Below are 16,138 nucleotides of genomic sequence, written 5' to 3'. Positions count from 1 at the left end.
CGTACCGACGAAAAAAAACACCCCGGCGCTTACCGGGGTGTTTATAACACGAACCTTGCATTTTGCCTTCAACACAAGCGCGGCGTACCGCGCTTGCGCCGAATAAGCGTTACCGACCGTTACTTCCGGTTGGCGAGTGCCTGCCACGTATCGATGATCGTGTCCGGGTTCAGCGAGATCGACACGATGCCTTCGTCGGTCAGCCATTGCGCGAAGTCCGGGTGATCGGACGGGCCCTGGCCGCAGATACCGACGTACTTGCCCATCTTGCGGCAGGTATCGATCGCGCGCTTGAGCAGGAACTTGACGGCCGGGTCGCGTTCGTCGAAGTCGACGGCCAGCAGTTCCATGCCCGAGTCACGGTCGAGGCCGAGCGTGAGCTGCGTAAGGTCGTTCGAACCGATCGAGAAACCGTCGAAGTGCTCGAGGAACTCTTCGGCGAGGATCGCGTTGGTCGGGACTTCGCACATCATCACGAGGCGCAGGCCGTTTTCACCGCGCTTCAGGCCGAACTTCTCGAGCAGGCCGACGACGCGCTCCGCCTGCTTCACGGTACGCACGAACGGCACCATGATCTCGACGTTGGTCAGGCCCATCTCGTCGCGCACGCGCTTCAGTGCACGGCATTCCATCTCGAACGCCTGCGCGAAATCCTCAGCGATGTAACGCGACGCGCCGCGGAAGCCCAGCATCGGGTTTTCCTCGTCCGGCTCGTAGCGCGAACCGCCGATCAGCTTCTTGTACTCGTTCGACTTGAAGTCGGACAGACGCACGATCACGGGCTTCGGATAGAACGCCGCGGCGATCGTCGCGACGCCTTCCGTCAGCTTGTCGACGTAGAACTGGCGCGGCGACGCGTGACCGCGCGCGACGCTCTCGACCGCCTTCTTCAGGTCCTGGTCGATGTTCGGGTACTCGAGGATCGCCTTCGGGTGCACGCCGATGTTGTTGTTGATGATGAACTCGAGACGCGCGAGGCCAACACCACCGTTCGGCAGTTGCGAGAAGTCGAACGCGAGCTGTGGGTTGCCGACGTTCATCATGATCTTGACCGGGATTTCCGGCAGTTCGCCGCGCTGCACTTCGGTGACTTCCGTCTCGAGCAGCCCGTCGTAGATCTTGCCTTCGTCGCCTTCCGCGCACGACACCGTGACGAGCGCGCCGTCCTTCAGGATGTCGGTCGCGTCGCCGCAGCCGACCACTGCCGGCACGCCGAGCTCACGCGCGATGATCGCCGCGTGGCAGGTGCGGCCGCCACGGTTCGTGACGATCGCCGCCGCACGCTTCATCACCGGCTCCCAGTTCGGGTCGGTCATGTCCGCCACCAGCACGTCGCCCGGCTGCACGCGTTCCATTTCCGACGGGTCCTGGATCACGCGCACGGGGCCCGCGCCGATCTTCTGGCCGATCGCGCGGCCCGTTGCCAGCACCTGCGACTGGCCCTTCAGCTTGAAGCGCTGCTCGGCCTTGCCGCTCGCCTGGCTCTTCACCGTTTCCGGACGCGCCTGCAGGATGAAGATCTTGCCGTCGCGGCCGTCCTTGCCCCACTCGATGTCCATCGGACGCTGGTAGTGCTTCTCGATGATGACCGCGTACTTCGCGAGCTCGATCACGTCTTCGTCGGTGATCGAGTAGCGGTTGCGCTGCTCGTGCGGCACGTCGACCGTCTTCACGCGGCCCGGCTCGCCCGGCTGCGTGAATTCCATCTTGATCAGCTTCGAGCCGATCGAGCGGCGGATGATCGGGTACTTGTCCTGTGCGAGCGTCGTCTTGAACACGTAGAACTCGTCCGGGTTCACGGCGCCTTGCACGACGGTTTCGCCCAGGCCGTAGCTCGACGTGATGAACACGGCGTCCTTGAAGCCCGATTCGGTGTCGATCGTGAACATCACGCCGGCCGCGCCGACGTCCGAGCGGACCATGCGCTGCACACCGGCCGACAGCGCGACTTCGGCGTGCGTGAAACCCTTGTGGACGCGGTACGAGATCGCGCGGTCGTTGTACAGCGACGCGAACACGTGCTTCATACGGTCGAGCACGTCGTCGATGCCGACGACGTTCAGATACGACTCCTGCTGACCGGCGAACGACGCGTCGGGCAAGTCTTCCGCGGTCGCGGACGAACGCACGGCGAACGACAGCTCGCCCGGCGAGCCGTTCTTCAGGATTTCGAACTGTGCGCGGATTTCCTGCTCGAGACGTGCCTGCATCGGCGCGTCGACGATCCACTTGCGGATTTCGGCACCGGCTTCGGCGAGCGCCTTCACGTCGTCGATGTCGAGCGACTCGAGGCGCTTGGCGATGCGATCGGTCAGATCGTTGTGCTTGAGGAAATCGCGGAATGCGAGCGCGGTCGTGGCGAAACCGGTGGGGACGCGAACGCCTGCTTCGGAAAGCTGGCTGATCATCTCGCCGAGCGACGCATTCTTGCCGCCCACGATCTCCACATCGGTCATCCGCAACTGCTCGAACGGGATTACATACGCCTGGTCCTTTGCGACGTTTGCTGCGTTAGTCATACAAGCCCCTAAGTGTGAAAAAAATGCTCGATTGCGCAAGTGGGCTCGGACGCGGGCGCTTGCAAAAAGGCGCGGCGCGTCTTGCGCAACCTGTTGGAGAAACAATCGCAGGCGGGAAATCTTCCGACCCGATTTGCAAAAATCCCGGCAGAAGGGCGATATATTCAGACGAATCGCCGAACTTGCCGGGAGTTCTGGAACGTTCGCGGCAAGCCTGGCGTGCCGTTCGCACCCCGCCCCCGCAATTGCTTATCCAACAGGTTGCCGCTATTCTACCGTGCCGGCTGCCGGATGTGGCGCGACCTTGTCACTGTGCCTGGAGGCGGACCTCCAGCCGCCCGCGCAACCGCCCTTCACGCTCGACGCCCAGATTCATGCTGCCTACCGTTTTCATCGTCTCCGACGGCACCGGGATCACTGCCGAAACCTTCGCGCACTCGATCCTCTCCCAGTTCGACCAGAAATTCCGCCTCGTGCGCGTGCCGTTCGTCGACTCGCTCGACAAGGCCTTTTCGACCGTCGAGAAGATCAACGAAGCCGCGGTGCACGACGGCCGCCGCGCGATCGTGTTCACGACGCTCGTCGACAGCGAGTCGAACGACATCGTCAAGCGCTCGAACGCGCTCGTACTGGACATGTTCCAGCGCTTCGTCGAGCCGCTCGAGCAGGAACTGGAGCTGAAGTCGAGCCACGCGATGGGCCGCGGCCACCAGAACGCCGACACCGAGGAATACAAGACGCGGATCGAGGCGATCAACTTCTCGCTCGCGCATGACGACGGCCAGTCGAACCGCAACCTGTCGGAAGCCGACGTGATCCTGGTCGGCGTGTCGCGCAGCGGCAAGACGCCGACGAGCCTGTATCTCGCGATGCAGTACGGCGTGAAGGCCGCCAACTATCCGCTGATTCCGGAAGACTTCGAGCGCGGCAAGCTGCCGTCGGCGCTGTCGCCGCATCGCGACAAGCTGTTCGGGCTGTCGATCGATCCGCAGCGCCTGTCGGAGATCCGCAACGAGCGCCGCCCCGGCAGCAAGTACGCGGCGCCCGAGAATTGCCGCTACGAGATCAACGAGGCCGAGGCGATGATGCGCCGCGAAGGGATCAAGTGGCTGTCGTCGACGCACAAGTCGATCGAGGAGATCGCGACGACGATCCTGCAGGAAATCCGCCTCGACCGGCAGTCGTACTGACGACCGGCGCACGGGCGGCCGCCGGGCCGCCGTCGCCAGAAGCAACAAGGCCGCGTCGAACGCGGCCTTTTTTCGTGCTGCGGGATACCGCGCGGGCAACGCCGCGCGTCACGTCGTCATGTCATGCGGCCGCTGCTGCCGCACCTGCTCGAACAGGCACACCGCCGCCGCTGCCGCCACATTCAGCGACTCCATGCCGCCCGGTTGCGGGATCGTCACGCGATGCGTGGCCACGTCGCGCCAGAACGCCGACACGCCGGCGCCCTCGTTGCCGAACACCCATGCGACGGGGCCGGCCAGGTCGCAGTCGTAGATCGCCTGCGCGCCGTGCGAATCGGTCAGCGCGACCGGCACGTCGAGGCGTTCGGCGAGCGCGCCGGCCTCGACATCCTCGTGGATCGACAGCAGGAAGTGCGCGCCCATTCCCGAGCGCAGCACCTTCGACGACCACGCATAGGCGGTGCCCGGCGCGCAGAACACGTGCCGCACACCGGCCGCGGCCGCGCTGCGCAGGATCGAGCCGACGTTGCCGGCGTCCTGCACGCCGTCGAGCACGACCGACGTGTGCGCGACACGCTCCGGCAGCGGCTGCGCGGGACGCTCGACGAGCAGCAGGAAACCGACGCCGCTGACCACGTTCGACAGTTGTCCGAACAGCGCATCGGGCAGCGTGACGACCCGCTGCGCGTCGACGCGCGCGATGATCGCCTGCGCTTCGTCGTGCGCGAGCGCGCCTTCGGTGGCGACGCACAGCTCGGGTATCGCGCCCGTATCGAGATACGCGCCGGCGAGGTGAAAACCTTCGAGCAGCGCCTGGCCGCCGCGGCGCTGCTGGGACGTCGAACCCGCAAGCGCCTTCAGGCGCTTGTACAGCGGGTTGTCGCGGGAAGTAATGCTTTTCATCGAATCAGGTCGAGTGCCGCGCGCACGGGTGCGAACGAGCGCCGATGCGCTTCGCACGGGCCGTGCTCGCGCAGCGCGGCAAGATGTTTCTCGGTGCCGTAGCCCGCATGCACGTTGAACCCGTACACCGGGAAGCGTTCGTGCAGCTCGACGAGCATGCGGTCACGCGCGACCTTCGCGAGGATCGACGCGGCCGAGATGCTCGGCACGAGCGCGTCGCCGCTGACGATCGCCTCGGCACGCACCATCAGCGTCGGGCAGCGGTTGCCGTCGATCTGCGCGAGCGTCGGCAGCACCGACAGGCCTTCGACGGCCCGCTTCATCGCGAGCATCGTCGCGTGCAGGATGTTGAGCGTGTCGATCTCGTCGACGCTGGCCGACGCGACGCAATACGCGCGCGAGCGCGCGACGATCAGGTCGTACAGCGCGTCGCGCTTTTTCGCGGACAGCGCCTTCGAATCGTCGAGCCCGTCGATCGGCTGCGCGGGATCGAGGATCACCGCGGCGGCGACCACCGGCCCCGCGAGCGGGCCGCGGCCCGCTTCGTCGACGCCGCAGACGATCTCGTCGGGCCGGCTGAAGTCGAAGCCGCCCTGCACGTCGGTCGACGCGCGGCGGCGTGGTGCACGGGCTGCCGTCATGCGCGCCCCTTGCGTTGCTCGAGTACGCGCACGACCGCTTCGGCCGCCTTCGCGGCCGTGTTCTGCCGCAGCGAGAGATGCATTTCGGTAAACACTTCGGTCAGCGTGCGGCGGTTCGCGTCGTCGCGCAGCTGCGTGAGCGTCGCATCGGCGAGCGCCTCGGGCGTCGCGAAATGCTGCAGCAGCTCGGGCACGACGAAGCGCCCCGCCAGGATGTTCGGCAAGCCGACGTACGGCAGATAGCCCTGCCGGCGCATGATCTGCCCGGTCAGCCAGGGCACCTTGTACGAGATCACCATCGGCTTCTTCAGCAGCGCGGCTTCCAGCGTGACGGTGCCGCTCTTCACGAGGATCGCGTCGGCAGCCGTCATCGCGACCTGCGAGCGGCCGTCGGTGATCGTCAGCGCGAGTTGCGGATGGGCGTCGACGAGCGGCTGCAGCAGTTCGCGCAGCGCGGGCGTCGCCGCCGGCATCACGAACCGCACGCCGGGCTCGCGCTGCTGCATCAGCGCCATCGCGGCGAAGAACGTCGGGCCGATCAGCCCGATCTCCGAGCGCCGGCTGCCCGGCAGCACCGCGATCACAGGGCCCTCGGCCGGCAGGCCGAGCGCGATGCGCGCGCCGTGCGTGTCGGGCTCGAGCGGAATCTCGTCGGCCAGCGGGTGGCCGACATACGTCGACGCGACGCCTGCCTTGTCGAGGATCGCCGGTTCGAACGGGAACAGGCACAGCATGTGGTCGACGGACTTCGCGATCTTCTTGATCCGGCCGCCGCGCCACGCCCAGATCGACGGGCACACGAAGTGGATCGACGGGATGCCCGCGTCGCGCGCGGCCTGCTCCACGCTGAAGTTGAAATCGGGCGCGTCGACGCCGATGAAGGCGTCGGGCCGCTCCGCGAGCAGCTGGCGCTTCAGCTCGCCGCGAATCCGCAGGATCTCGGGAATCTGGCCCAGCGCCTCGACGTAGCCGCGCACCGTCAGCTTGTCCATCTGCCAGTGCGAGTCGAAGCCGTGCGCGAGCATCCGCTGCCCGCCGATCCCGTAGTAGCGGGTCGATGCGGGCAGCCGCGCCTGAAGCCCGCCGAGCAGCGACGCCGCGAGCAGGTCGCCCGACGGCTCGCCGGCCACCATCGCGAGCCGGAGCTGATTGGTCGGGAGCGACATCGCTTAGCGGATGATGCCGCGTTGGGACGCGTCGATGAACTCGACGAGCGCGGTGACCGCGGCGTCGCCTTCGCCGCCCGCGGCCGCCAGCTCGCGCAACTGCACCTTCGCTTCCTCGAGCGACAGGCCGTTCTTGTACAGCAGGCGGTACGCGCTGCGCAGCGCCGAGATCGCGTCGGGCGAGAAACCGCGCCGGCGCAGGCCTTCGACGTTGATGCCGTGCGGCTCGGCCTTGTTGCCGGCCGCGATCACGAACGGCGGCACGTCCTGCACGAGCGCCGAGGCGCCGCCCAGCATCGAGTGCGCGCCGATGCGCACGAACTGGTGCACGCCCGACATCCCGCCGACGATCGCAAAGTCGCCGATCTCGACGTGACCGGCCATCTGCGCGTTGCTCGACAGGATCACGTTGTTGCCGACGCGGCAGTCATGGCCGATGTGCACATAGGCCATGATCCAGTTGTCGTCGCCGAGCGTCGTCACGCCGACGTCCTGCACGGTGCCGGTGTGGATCGTCGTGAATTCGCGGATCGTGTTGCGGTTGCCGATCACGAGCTTCGTCGGCTCGTCCTTGTACTTCATGTCCTGCGGACGGCCGCCCACCGACGCGTAATGGCCGATGCGGTTGTCCTCGCCGAGCGTCGTGTGACCTTCGATCACGCTGTGCGAGCCGATCGTCGTGCGCGCGCCGATCGTGACGTGCGGCCCGACGATCGCGTACGGCCCGATCTCGACGGACTCGTCGATCTGTGCGCCCGGTTCGACGATCGCGGTAGGATGAATCCTGGTCATGCGCCGTTGCCTCTCGATGTGATGTGTCGCGTTGCCCGCGTTACGTTACCCATGCGTGCCGCGTCGCTCAGGGCGCCGCGTCGGCCGTCTTGACCGTGCACATCAGTTCGGCTTCCGCCGCCACCTTGCCGTCCACTTCCGCCACTGCCTTGAACTTCCAGATGCCGCGGATGTAACGTTCGAACGTCACGTTCAGAATCAGCTGGTCGCCCGGTTCGACCACGCGCTTGAAGCGCGCGCCGTCGATCCCGACGAAGTAGTACAGCGTGTTTTCCGGATCCTTCGGCTGCTCTTCCGAGAACGTCAGCAGCGCGGCCGCCTGAGCGAGCGCCTCGAGGATCAGCACACCCGGCATCACCGGCCGCTTCGGGAAATGCCCCTGGAAGAACGGCTCGTTGATCGACACGTTCTTCAGCGCTTTGATCCCCTTGTGCGGCTCGAGTTCGAGCACGCGATCGACGAGCAGAATCGGGTAGCGATGCGGCAGCAGCGTGAGGATCTTGTGGATGTCGAGATTGATTTTTTCAGTGCTCATGATGGTTCGTCTCACGCAGAGGCTGCGCGGTGGTGATGCAAAGGCTGAAGCGGGCCGCCGTACGGCCCAGTCTGGCAAACCGGGCCGGATGCGCTGGCCGTGCCCGGTTCGTGGTCTCGCATGGTGTCGGTCAGGCGTGCGTGCCGCCCTGGGCGGCCAGCGCGGTTTCGAGCGCCTTGATGCGGTCGCGCAGCTTGTCGAGGTTGCGCACGAGCGCGGCGCTCCGGTTCCATTCGCCGTGGTCGACGGCCGGGAACGCGCTCGTATAGATGCCGGCCTTCGGCAGCGACTTCGACACGCCCGAATTCGCCGTGATGATGACATAGTCGCCAAGCGTCACGTGGCCGGCGATCCCCGCCGCGCCGCCGATCATGCAGTGGCGACCGATCGTCGTGCTGCCCGCGATGCCCGCCTTGCCGGCGATCACCGTGTAGGCGCCGATCCGGCAGTTGTGTGCGATCTGCACCTGGTTGTCGATCTTCACGCATTCTTCGATGACGGTGTCCGCCATCGCGCCGCGGTCGATCGTCGTGTTCGCGCCGATCTCGACGTCCGGGCCGATCGACACGCCGCCGACCTGCGGAATCTTGACCCAGCTGCCGGTGCGCGCGTCGCCGTCGCCGACGAAATCCGGCGCGAAGCCGAAGCCGTCGGAACCGATCACGGCACCCGCGTGGATGATCGCGCGCGGGCCGATCTTGCAGCCGTGGTACACCGACGCGTTCGGATACAGGTGCGAGCCGGCGCCGATCGTCGTGCCGCGGCCGACGAACACGTTCGCGTCCAGCTGCACGTCGTCTTCGATCACCGCGCCGGCCTCGACCGTCACGTGCGGGCCGATCACGGCGCTCGCGGCGACCTGCGCGGCCGGATCGATCGTCGCGCTCGGATGCACGCCGGCCGCGCGCGGCGGCGTGGCGAGATCGATGAACATCTGCGCGACGCGCGCGAAGTACGCGTACGGATTCGGCGTCACGATGAAATTGCGGCCGTCAGCGGCCGCGCCCAGCTTTTCGAGATCCTTCGGCGCGATCAGCACCGCGCCGGCGCGGGTCGTCTCGACCTGCGACAGGTACTTCGGGTTCGCGAGAAACGCGAGTTGCTGAGGGCCTGCCTGGTCGAGCGGCGCGAGGCCGCCCACCTTGCACTGGGCGTCGCCGGCGATCTCGCCGCCGAACCGCGTTACGAGTGCCTCAAGCGTCAATGCCATTCGTCGTCTGCTCCGTTCAGTTCGTCGAGCCGGACGCGAGCGCCTTGAGCACCTTGTCGGTGATGTCGATGCGCGGGCTGACGTACACGGCTTCCTGCACGATCAGGTCGTAATTCTGCTGCTCGGCGATCTGCTTGATGACCTTGTTCGCACGCTCCAGCACGGCCGCGAGCTCCTCGTTGCGGCGCTGGTTCAGGTCTTCGCGAAACTCGCGCTGCTTGCGCTGGAAGTCGGTGTCGAGCTGCGCGAGATCGCGCTGCTTCTGCGCGCGGTCGGCCGCCGACAGCGACGCACCGTTCTTGTCCAGCGAGTCGGACATCGACTTCAGGCGCGCCGCGAGGTCCTGCAGATCCTTGTCGCGCTTCGCGAACTCGGCTTCGAGCTTCGTCTGCGCCGCCTTGGCGGGCGCCGACTCGCGCAGGATCCGATCCGAATTGACCGCCGCGATGCGGGCGACGTCCTGAGCATGCGCCGTCGCCGCGCCCAAGGCCAGCGCAACGGTCAGCGCACACATCACTCGTTTCGAAAACTTACCGGTTAGCAAAATTACCCTCTCGTTACTGTTGTCATGCGTTCGATCAGAACGCCGTCCCGATCTGGAACTGGAATTTCTGGTACTGGTCGCCTTCGTGCTTCTGCAGCGGGAAGCCGAGGCTCAGCTTCAGCGGGCCGATCGGCGAGATCCACGCGAGACCCACACCGTAGCCGTAACGCAGGCCGTTCGCGCCGGTACTCGTGCCGCCCGGCGCGTTGCCCCACACGTTACCGCCGTCGAGGAACGTGAACACGCGCAGCGTGCGGTCGTAGCCGGTGCCCGGCAGCGGGAACGTCAGCTCGATGTTGCCGACCACCATCTTCGAACCGCCGATCGGGTCGTTCGTCTTCGTGTCGCGCGGGCCCAGCGAGCTCGGCTCGTAGCCACGCACGGAGCCGATACCGCCCGCGTAGTAGTTCTTGAAGATCGGGTACGGGTTGCCGATGCCGTTACCGTAGCCGCCTTGCAGGTTCAGGCCCAGGATGAAGCCGCGCGAGAACGAATAGTAGTACTGCGCCTGCAGGTCGGCCTTGTAGTACTGGATCTTGCCGACCGGCACGCCGTATTCGACGTTCGCCTGCGTGAAGTAGCCGCGGCTCGGGATCAGCGCGCTGTCACGCGCGTCGCGCGACCATGCCACCGTCAGCGGCACCGTGTTCGACACGCGGCCGAACTCGTTCACGTAATCCTGGTAGCTCTGCGGCGTGTTCGAGTCGACGTCGAGACGGTTCTGCTCGAAGCCCGCGCCGAAGTAGACGGTGTCGACTTCCGAGAACGGGATGCCGAACTTCAGGTTGCCGCCCGCGCTGATGATCCGGAAGCTCGAGCTGGTCGAATAGTAGAGCGGCTGGTAAGTGCGGTAGTAGACGTCCGTGATCCGCTTGATGCCGTCGACCGTGAAATACGGGTCGACCTGCGTGACGGTCAGCGTGCGGTAGCTCTTCGCGGTGTTGACGTTCACCGACAGGCTCGTGCCCGAGCCGAACACGTTGTCCTGCGACACGCCGGCCGACAGCACCACCTTGTCCGTCGACGAGAAGCCCGCGCCCAGCGTGATCGCGCCGGTCGGCTTTTCGTCGACCTTCACGTTCACGTCGACCTGGTCGTTCGTGCCTTCGACCGGCACCGTCGTCACGTCGACGTTGGTGAAGTAGCCGAGACGGTTCACGCGGTCCTTCGACAGCGCGAGGCGGTTCGAATCGAACCACGAGCTTTCGAGCTGGCGCATTTCGCGGCGCACGACTTCGTCGCGCGTGCGCGTGTTGCCGACCACGTTGATGCGGCGCACGTACACGCGGCGGCTCGGATCGACGACGAGGTTCAGGTTCACCTTGTGGTTCGCCTGGTCGATGTCCGGCTGCGCGTTGACGGTCGCGAATGCGTAGCCGTATTCGCCGAGCTTGTCGACGATCGACTTCGTCGTTTGCTGCAGCTTTTCGGCCGAGAAGCGATCGCCCGGCTTGATCTTGATCAGCTTGTTCAGTTCGGCTTCGCGATCGAGCAGGTTGCCCGACAGCTTGATGCCCGACACCGTGTACGGCTCGCCTTCGTGCAGCGTGACCGTCAGGTACATGTCCTTCTTGTCGGGCGAGATCGACACCTGGGTCGATTCGATGTTGAACTCGAGGTAGCCGCGGTTCAGGTAGTACGAGCGCACGGCCTCGAGGTCGCCCGTGAGCTTTTCCTTCGAGTACAGGTCGTTCTTCGTGTACCAGGAGAACCAGTTCGGCGTCGACAGCTGCATTTCGTCGCGCAGCGTGCTGGTGCTGAACGCCTTGTTGCCGATGAAGTTGATCTGGCGGATCTTCGCGCTCGGGCCTTCGGCGACCGCGAACAGGATCGACACGCGGTTCGCGTCGACCGGCGTGATCGTCGTCTTGACCTCGGCCGCATAGAAGCCGCGCGTCAGGTACTGACGCTTGAGCTCCTGCTCCGCCTTGTCGACGAGCGCCTTGTCGTAGTAGCGGCCATCGGCCAGACCCACCGCGCGCAGCGCCTTCGTCAGATTGTCCTTGTCGAATTCCTTCGTGCCGGTGAAGTCGATCGACGCGATGGCCGGACGCTCCTGCACCTGCACGATCACGACGTTGCCCTGGGTGGCGATGCGCACGTCGTTGAAGAAGCCCGTCGCGTACAGCGCGCGGATTGCTTCGGATGCCTTGTCGTCGGTGAAGGTATCGCCCTGCTTGATCGGCAGGTAGGCGAACACCGAACCGGCTTCGACGCGCTGCAACCCCTCGATCTTGATGTCTTGCACCACGAACGGTGCCGCTGCATGCGCCGCGAGGCCGTGCGCGGCGAGCGCGGCCGCTGCAACTGTCTTAGGTACAAAGCGATGAGGTTTGAACAACGTGCATCCCCAATATTTAGCTGCATCAAATCAGGCGGCGGCCGACTGGCCGCCGCCTGACGCTTCAGAAATGGATTAACCGAGCCAGGTCGTTGAACAGCGCGATCGCCGACAACGCGACGATGCAGATCAACCCGGCTCTTTGCAGAATCAGCTGCCAGCGCTCCGATACGGCTTTCCCGGTCGCGGCTTCAACCAGATAATATAACAGATGCCCCCCGTCCAAAACGGGAATCGGCAGCAAGTTCAGCACCCCGAGGCTAATGCTGACAAGGGCGAGGAACGACAGGAAGGCCGACGGACCGAGCCGCGCGCTCTTGCCCGCGTAGTCCGCAATCGTCACCGGGCCGGACAGGTTCTTCAGCGACGCATCGCCCGTGATCATCCGCCCGAACATCCTCAGCGAGTAAACGGCGATGTCCCACGTGCGGTGCGCGCCGAGCCGCAGGCTCTCGATCGGCCCGTAGCGAACGTCCACCGACGGCGTGTGCATCGACAGCGCCGCGCCGATGCGACCGACCTGCTGTCCCGTTTCGTCGTCGCGCTGCGCCTTCGGCACGATCGACACTGTCCGGGAGGCACCGCCACGCTCGATCTGCAGTTCGACCGCCTGGCCCGCATGGTGCTTCACCGCGTCGATGAAACGCGTGGCGCCGCCGATGGGCTTGCCGTCGAGCGCGAGCAGCTTGTCGCCGGCCTTCAGGCCCGCCTGCTCGGCCGCGCTGCCGGGCTGCACCGACGCCACCGACAGCGCGCCGCCGCCGGTCTCGAAGCCCAGGTGCAGCATGAAATCGTCGTCGAGCGCGCTTTCGGGAACATTGCGCAGGTCGACGCGGAAGTCGAACGTCGCCGCGCCGCCGTCGCGCGCGCCGAGCACGACCTCGCGATGATCGAACGCGGCGGCCAGCAACTTCCAGCGCAGGTCCGACCACGAGCGCACCGGCACGGCGTCGCCGCCCTGCGCATCGCGGATCGATACGATCGTCTCGCTGCCGTCGAAGCCCGCGCGGGCCGCCGCCGTGCCGGCGGCCGGCGGCGCGAGCACCGCGGCCGGCTCGGTCACGCCGGTCGCGAATACGGCGGAAAACAGGACGATTGCCAACAGGAAGTTCGCGATCGGGCCGGCGGCGACGATCGCGATGCGCTTGAACACCGATTGCCGGTTGAACGCCTGGCCGAGCTCCTCGGGTTTGACGCCCGCCCCCGGCTCGCGCTCGTCGAGCATCTTCACGTAGCCGCCAAGCGGCAGCGCGGAGAGCGTCCATTCGGTGCCCGTCTTGCGGCTGACCCAGCGCGCGACGGGCTGGCCGAAGCCGATCGAGAAACGCAGCACCTTCACGCCGCACCAGCGCGCGACGCGATAATGTCCGTACTCATGCACGACGACCAGCACCCCGATCGCCACCGCAAACGCGATCAGTTCGACCAGCACGTTCATGAGCACCTCATTCAGACAGTGCGCTCCACGCGTGGCGCAGGCGCTTTCGCAATGATCTCGGCGGCGAGGCGGCGTGCCTCGGCATCCGCCGCAAGGACGTCGTCGAGCCCGTTCGGGTTGCGGTTCGGCAGTGCGTTGAGCACCGCGTCGACCGTCGCCGCGATCGCCATGAAGCCGATCCGGCGCTCGAGAAACGCTTCGACCGCGATTTCGTTCGCCGCGTTCAACGCGGCGCTCGCGATGCCGCCCTCCTCGAGCGCCTTCAGCGCGAGCGCGAGGCACGGGAAGCGCGTGTAGTCGGGCTTCTCGAACGACAGCTGGGCGATCTGCGCGAGGTCGAGTTGCTCGACACCGGCGTCGACGCGCTCCGGGAACGCCAGCGCGTGCGCGATCGGCGTACGCATGTCGGGGTTGCCGAGCTGCGCGAGCACCGAGCCGTCGCGGTACGACACGAGCGAATGGATCACGCTCTGCGGGTGGATCAGCACGTCGATCCGGTCGCCCGGCAGGCCGAAGATCCAGTGCGCCTCGATCACTTCGAGGCCCTTGTTCATCATCGTCGCGGAATCGACGGAAATCTTGCGACCCATCACCCAGTTCGGATGCTTGCAGGCCTCGTCCGGCGTCACGTCGACGAGCGTGGCCGGCTCGCGCGTGCGGAACGGGCCGCCCGACGCGGTCAGGATGATCTTCGAGATCCCGCCGTGCTCGTTCGCGTCGCGCGGCATGCACTGGAAGATCGCGTTGTGTTCGCTGTCGACCGGCAGCAGGATCGCGCCATGGTCGCGCACGGCGTCCATGAAGATCGCGCCCGACATCACGAGCGATTCCTTGTTCGCGAGCAGGATGCGCTTGCCGGCGCGCGCGGCCGCCAGGCTCGGCGCGAGGCCGGCCGCGCCGACGATCGCCGCGACGACCGTGTCGCAGCCGTCGCTGTTCGACACGTCGACGAGCGCCTGCGGCCCGTACAGCACCGTGGTCTTGTTGCCCGCCGCGCGCAGCTGCGCCTCGACGTGTGCCGCCGTGTTCGCATCGCCGACCACCGCGACTTCGGGTGCGAAGCGCAGGCACTGCTCGACGAGCTTGTCGCCATTGCGGTGCGCGGTCAACGCATAGACCGAGAAACGCTCGGGATGGCGGGCGACCACGTCGAGCGTGCTGTCTCCGATCGAGCCCGTGGAACCGAGCAGTGTCAGACGTTTTTGCATAACAGAAATAGTGGTTTAACCAAGCAGCAGCATTGCGAGCGGCAGCACCGGCAGCAGCGCGTCGACGCGGTCGAGCACGCCGCCGTGACCGGGCAGCAGACCGCTCGAATCCTTCACGCCCGCCTGACGCTTGAGCAGCGACTCGAACAGGTCGCCGATCACGCTGTACGCAACCAGCAGCGTCAGCGCGGCCCACGCGCCGGGCATCCCGTAGCGCGTCGCGAATGCGGAAAACAGGGTCGGCTCGAACCAGTGCGCGGCCATCGCGGCTCCCGCGACGACCATCACGGCGAGCCAGCCGCCGATCGCGCCTTCCCAGCTCTTCCCGGGGCTGATCGTCACGGCCAGTTTACGCTTTCCGAAGGCCTTGCCCGCGAAATATGCACCAATATCGGCCAGCCACACGACCAGCAGCAGCGAGAGCACGAACGGAACGCCCTGCGCACGCGCCGCGACGACCGCGTGCCAGCAGGCCGCGAATACCACGAGCCCGGCCGCGAGCAGGAACGGCCGCCACACGCCGCCCGCGAGTTCCGGCTTGCGCCGCAGCGAGAACGGGCCGACCAGCAGCCAGAACACGCCGGCCGCCATGAAAAGGGGACGGGACGAAGCGGCCTCGACGCCGAGCGGCGCGGTCGCCGCGAGCGCCAGCGCGGCGACGATCGCATAAACGACCGAACCGGCCGCGCCGAGCTTCAGCAGGCGCGCCCATTCCCACGCGGCGAACACGAGCACGACGCCGATCAGCGCGCCGAAGGCCGCGAGCGGCGCGAACAGCGTCACCGGCAGCAACACGGCCAGCATCACGACCGCCGTGATCACACGGGTCTTCAGCATGAAAGGGAATCGGCGTTCTGCGATTGCGGTTCGAGCTGCGCGCTGGTGCGCCCGAAACGGCGCTCGCGCTCGGTATACGACGCGATCGCGTCGGCCAGCGCCGCGCCGTCGAAATCCGGCCAGTATTTGTCGGTGAAATAGAATTCGGCGTACGCGAGCTGCCACAGCAGGAAATTGCTGACGCGCTGCTCGCCGCCGGTGCGGATGAAGAGATCGGGCTCCGGCGCATAGGCCATCGCCAGGTGCGGCGCGAACGCGTCTTCGGTCACCTCGACCTCGCGGCCCTCGCGCACGGCCTGCTCGACGAGTTTCTTCGTCGCCTGCAGGATGTCCCAGCGGCCGCCGTAGTTCGCGGCGATCGTCAGGGTCAGGCGGGTGTTGCGCGCCGTCTTGGTTTCGGCGCGGCGGATCAGTTCGCGGATGCGCGGCTCGAAACGCTCGAGATCGCCCACGACGCGCAGGCGGATCCCGTTCGCATGCAGCTTGCCGATCTCGCGCTCGAGCGCGGTGATGAACAGCCGCATCAGGAACGACACTTCGTCGTTCGGCCGGCGCCAGTTTTCCGAACTGAACGCGAACAGCGTCAGATATTCGACGCCGGCGCGCGCGCAGCCTTCAACCACCGACCGCACGGCGTCGACGCCGCAGGTGTGCCCCGCGACGCGCGGCAAGCGGCGTTCGGTCGCCCAACGGCCGTTGCCGTCCATGATGATCGCGATATGACGCGGCACGGCGCCGACGTCAGGCACGCGAACGGTAGAGCTGGTATAGGTCATGGCCGTTGAGACAGTTGCGGGAAGAAGGCGGCGCGCGA

General features: G+C 66.4%; 14 protein-coding genes. 1 reads left to right on the top strand and 13 read right to left on the bottom strand.

The window, feature by feature from the left end; genetic code table 11:
- Positions 1 to 119: 119 nt before the first annotated feature.
- Positions 120 to 2,519 (bottom strand): phosphoenolpyruvate synthase, encoded by a 2,400-nt coding sequence (ppsA, locus tag U5A56_RS07225; protein ID WP_321921588.1) that lies wholly within the window; start codon positions 2,517 to 2,519, stop codon positions 120 to 122.
- A 374-nt stretch (positions 2,520 to 2,893) separates the two neighbouring features.
- Between ppsA and U5A56_RS07220 the strand changes: the two genes are divergently transcribed.
- On the top strand, positions 2,894 to 3,709 hold the full coding sequence (locus U5A56_RS07220) for a pyruvate, water dikinase regulatory protein (RefSeq protein ID WP_044843764.1): 816 nt from the start codon (positions 2,894 to 2,896) through the stop codon (positions 3,707 to 3,709).
- A gap of 108 nt (positions 3,710 to 3,817) precedes the next feature.
- Here the strand turns inward: U5A56_RS07220 and U5A56_RS07215 are convergent, their stop codons facing one another.
- The 12 genes from U5A56_RS07215 to uppS all read right to left on the bottom strand — a co-directional run bounded on the left by U5A56_RS07215 (position 3,818) and on the right by uppS (position 16,100).
- Positions 3,818 to 4,612 carry an RNA methyltransferase gene (locus U5A56_RS07215; RefSeq protein WP_321921586.1) on the bottom strand — a complete coding sequence of 265 codons (795 nt, stop codon included), beginning with the start codon at positions 4,610 to 4,612 and terminating at the stop codon, positions 3,818 to 3,820.
- Positions 4,609 to 5,253, bottom strand: a complete 645-nt coding sequence (rnhB, locus tag U5A56_RS07210) for a ribonuclease HII (RefSeq protein WP_044843766.1) — start codon at positions 5,251 to 5,253, stop codon at positions 4,609 to 4,611. The genes U5A56_RS07215 and rnhB overlap by 4 nt, the downstream gene beginning before the upstream one ends.
- Positions 5,250 to 6,419, bottom strand: coding sequence for a lipid-A-disaccharide synthase (lpxB, locus tag U5A56_RS07205; protein ID WP_124486191.1), 1,170 nt, complete (start codon positions 6,417 to 6,419; stop codon positions 5,250 to 5,252). Before lpxB ends, rnhB begins: the two co-directional genes overlap by 4 nt.
- Positions 6,420 to 6,422: 3 nt before the next feature.
- Positions 6,423 to 7,211, bottom strand: a complete 789-nt coding sequence (gene lpxA / locus U5A56_RS07200; protein ID WP_044843768.1) for an acyl-ACP--UDP-N-acetylglucosamine O-acyltransferase — start codon at positions 7,209 to 7,211, stop codon at positions 6,423 to 6,425.
- Between the two features lie 67 nt (positions 7,212 to 7,278).
- Entirely contained in the window at positions 7,279 to 7,746 is a 468-nt protein-coding gene (fabZ, locus tag U5A56_RS07195; RefSeq protein ID WP_006402657.1) for a 3-hydroxyacyl-ACP dehydratase FabZ, read from the bottom strand.
- 130 nt (positions 7,747 to 7,876) lie between these two features.
- Entirely contained in the window at positions 7,877 to 8,956 is a 1,080-nt protein-coding gene (gene lpxD, locus U5A56_RS07190) for a UDP-3-O-(3-hydroxymyristoyl)glucosamine N-acyltransferase (RefSeq protein WP_321801239.1), read from the bottom strand.
- A 16-nt stretch (positions 8,957 to 8,972) separates the two neighbouring features.
- Positions 8,973 to 9,470: an OmpH family outer membrane protein gene (locus U5A56_RS07185; protein ID WP_040144479.1), complete on the bottom strand. Its 498-nt coding sequence runs from the start codon at positions 9,468 to 9,470 to the stop codon at positions 8,973 to 8,975.
- Between the two features lie 64 nt (positions 9,471 to 9,534).
- On the bottom strand, positions 9,535 to 11,841 hold the full coding sequence (gene bamA / locus U5A56_RS07180; RefSeq protein ID WP_044843770.1) for an outer membrane protein assembly factor BamA: 2,307 nt from the start codon (positions 11,839 to 11,841) through the stop codon (positions 9,535 to 9,537).
- 64 nt (positions 11,842 to 11,905) lie between these two features.
- Positions 11,906 to 13,279 carry an RIP metalloprotease RseP gene (gene rseP, locus U5A56_RS07175; RefSeq protein WP_321921582.1) on the bottom strand — a complete coding sequence of 458 codons (1,374 nt, stop codon included), beginning with the start codon at positions 13,277 to 13,279 and terminating at the stop codon, positions 11,906 to 11,908.
- 11 nt (positions 13,280 to 13,290) lie between these two features.
- The gene (locus U5A56_RS07170) at positions 13,291 to 14,487 is read right to left on the bottom strand and encodes a 1-deoxy-D-xylulose-5-phosphate reductoisomerase (RefSeq protein WP_321921580.1); all 1,197 of its coding nucleotides are present in this window, start codon (positions 14,485 to 14,487) and stop codon (positions 13,291 to 13,293) included.
- A gap of 15 nt (positions 14,488 to 14,502) precedes the next feature.
- Positions 14,503 to 15,324 carry a phosphatidate cytidylyltransferase gene (locus tag U5A56_RS07165; RefSeq protein WP_124486187.1) on the bottom strand — a complete coding sequence of 274 codons (822 nt, stop codon included), beginning with the start codon at positions 15,322 to 15,324 and terminating at the stop codon, positions 14,503 to 14,505.
- Positions 15,318 to 16,100 (bottom strand): polyprenyl diphosphate synthase, encoded by a 783-nt coding sequence (gene uppS / locus U5A56_RS07160; protein ID WP_321921579.1) that lies wholly within the window; start codon positions 16,098 to 16,100, stop codon positions 15,318 to 15,320. Before uppS ends, U5A56_RS07165 begins: the two co-directional genes overlap by 7 nt.
- Between the last annotated feature and the right edge of the window lie 38 nt (positions 16,101 to 16,138).

It is taken from the genome of Burkholderia sp. BCC1998, from assembly GCF_905339875.1.
In the GTDB taxonomy this organism is placed as follows: domain Bacteria; phylum Pseudomonadota; class Gammaproteobacteria; order Burkholderiales; family Burkholderiaceae; genus Burkholderia.
This window is presented reverse-complemented; position numbering and strand designations above follow the sequence as displayed.

Coding starts and splice junctions, on each gene's coding strand:
- ppsA (WP_321921588.1), bottom strand. CDS start 2,519: ATGACTAACGCAGCAAACGTCGCAAAGGACCAGGCGTATGTAATCCCG.
- U5A56_RS07220 (WP_044843764.1), top strand. CDS start 2,894: ATGCTGCCTACCGTTTTCATCGTCTCCGACGGCACCGGGATCACTGCC.
- U5A56_RS07215 (WP_321921586.1), bottom strand. CDS start 4,612: ATGAAAAGCATTACTTCCCGCGACAACCCGCTGTACAAGCGCCTGAAG.
- rnhB (WP_044843766.1), bottom strand. CDS start 5,253: ATGACGGCAGCCCGTGCACCACGCCGCCGCGCGTCGACCGACGTGCAG.
- lpxB (WP_124486191.1), bottom strand. CDS start 6,419: ATGTCGCTCCCGACCAATCAGCTCCGGCTCGCGATGGTGGCCGGCGAG.
- lpxA (WP_044843768.1), bottom strand. CDS start 7,211: ATGACCAGGATTCATCCTACCGCGATCGTCGAACCGGGCGCACAGATC.
- fabZ (WP_006402657.1), bottom strand. CDS start 7,746: ATGAGCACTGAAAAAATCAATCTCGACATCCACAAGATCCTCACGCTG.
- lpxD (WP_321801239.1), bottom strand. CDS start 8,956: ATGGCATTGACGCTTGAGGCACTCGTAACGCGGTTCGGCGGCGAGATC.
- U5A56_RS07185 (WP_040144479.1), bottom strand. CDS start 9,470: ATGTGTGCGCTGACCGTTGCGCTGGCCTTGGGCGCGGCGACGGCGCAT.
- rseP (WP_321921582.1), bottom strand. CDS start 13,279: ATGAACGTGCTGGTCGAACTGATCGCGTTTGCGGTGGCGATCGGGGTG.
- U5A56_RS07170 (WP_321921580.1), bottom strand. CDS start 14,487: ATGCAAAAACGTCTGACACTGCTCGGTTCCACGGGCTCGATCGGAGAC.
- U5A56_RS07165 (WP_124486187.1), bottom strand. CDS start 15,324: ATGCTGAAGACCCGTGTGATCACGGCGGTCGTGATGCTGGCCGTGTTG.
- uppS (WP_321921579.1), bottom strand. CDS start 16,100: ATGACCTATACCAGCTCTACCGTTCGCGTGCCTGACGTCGGCGCCGTG.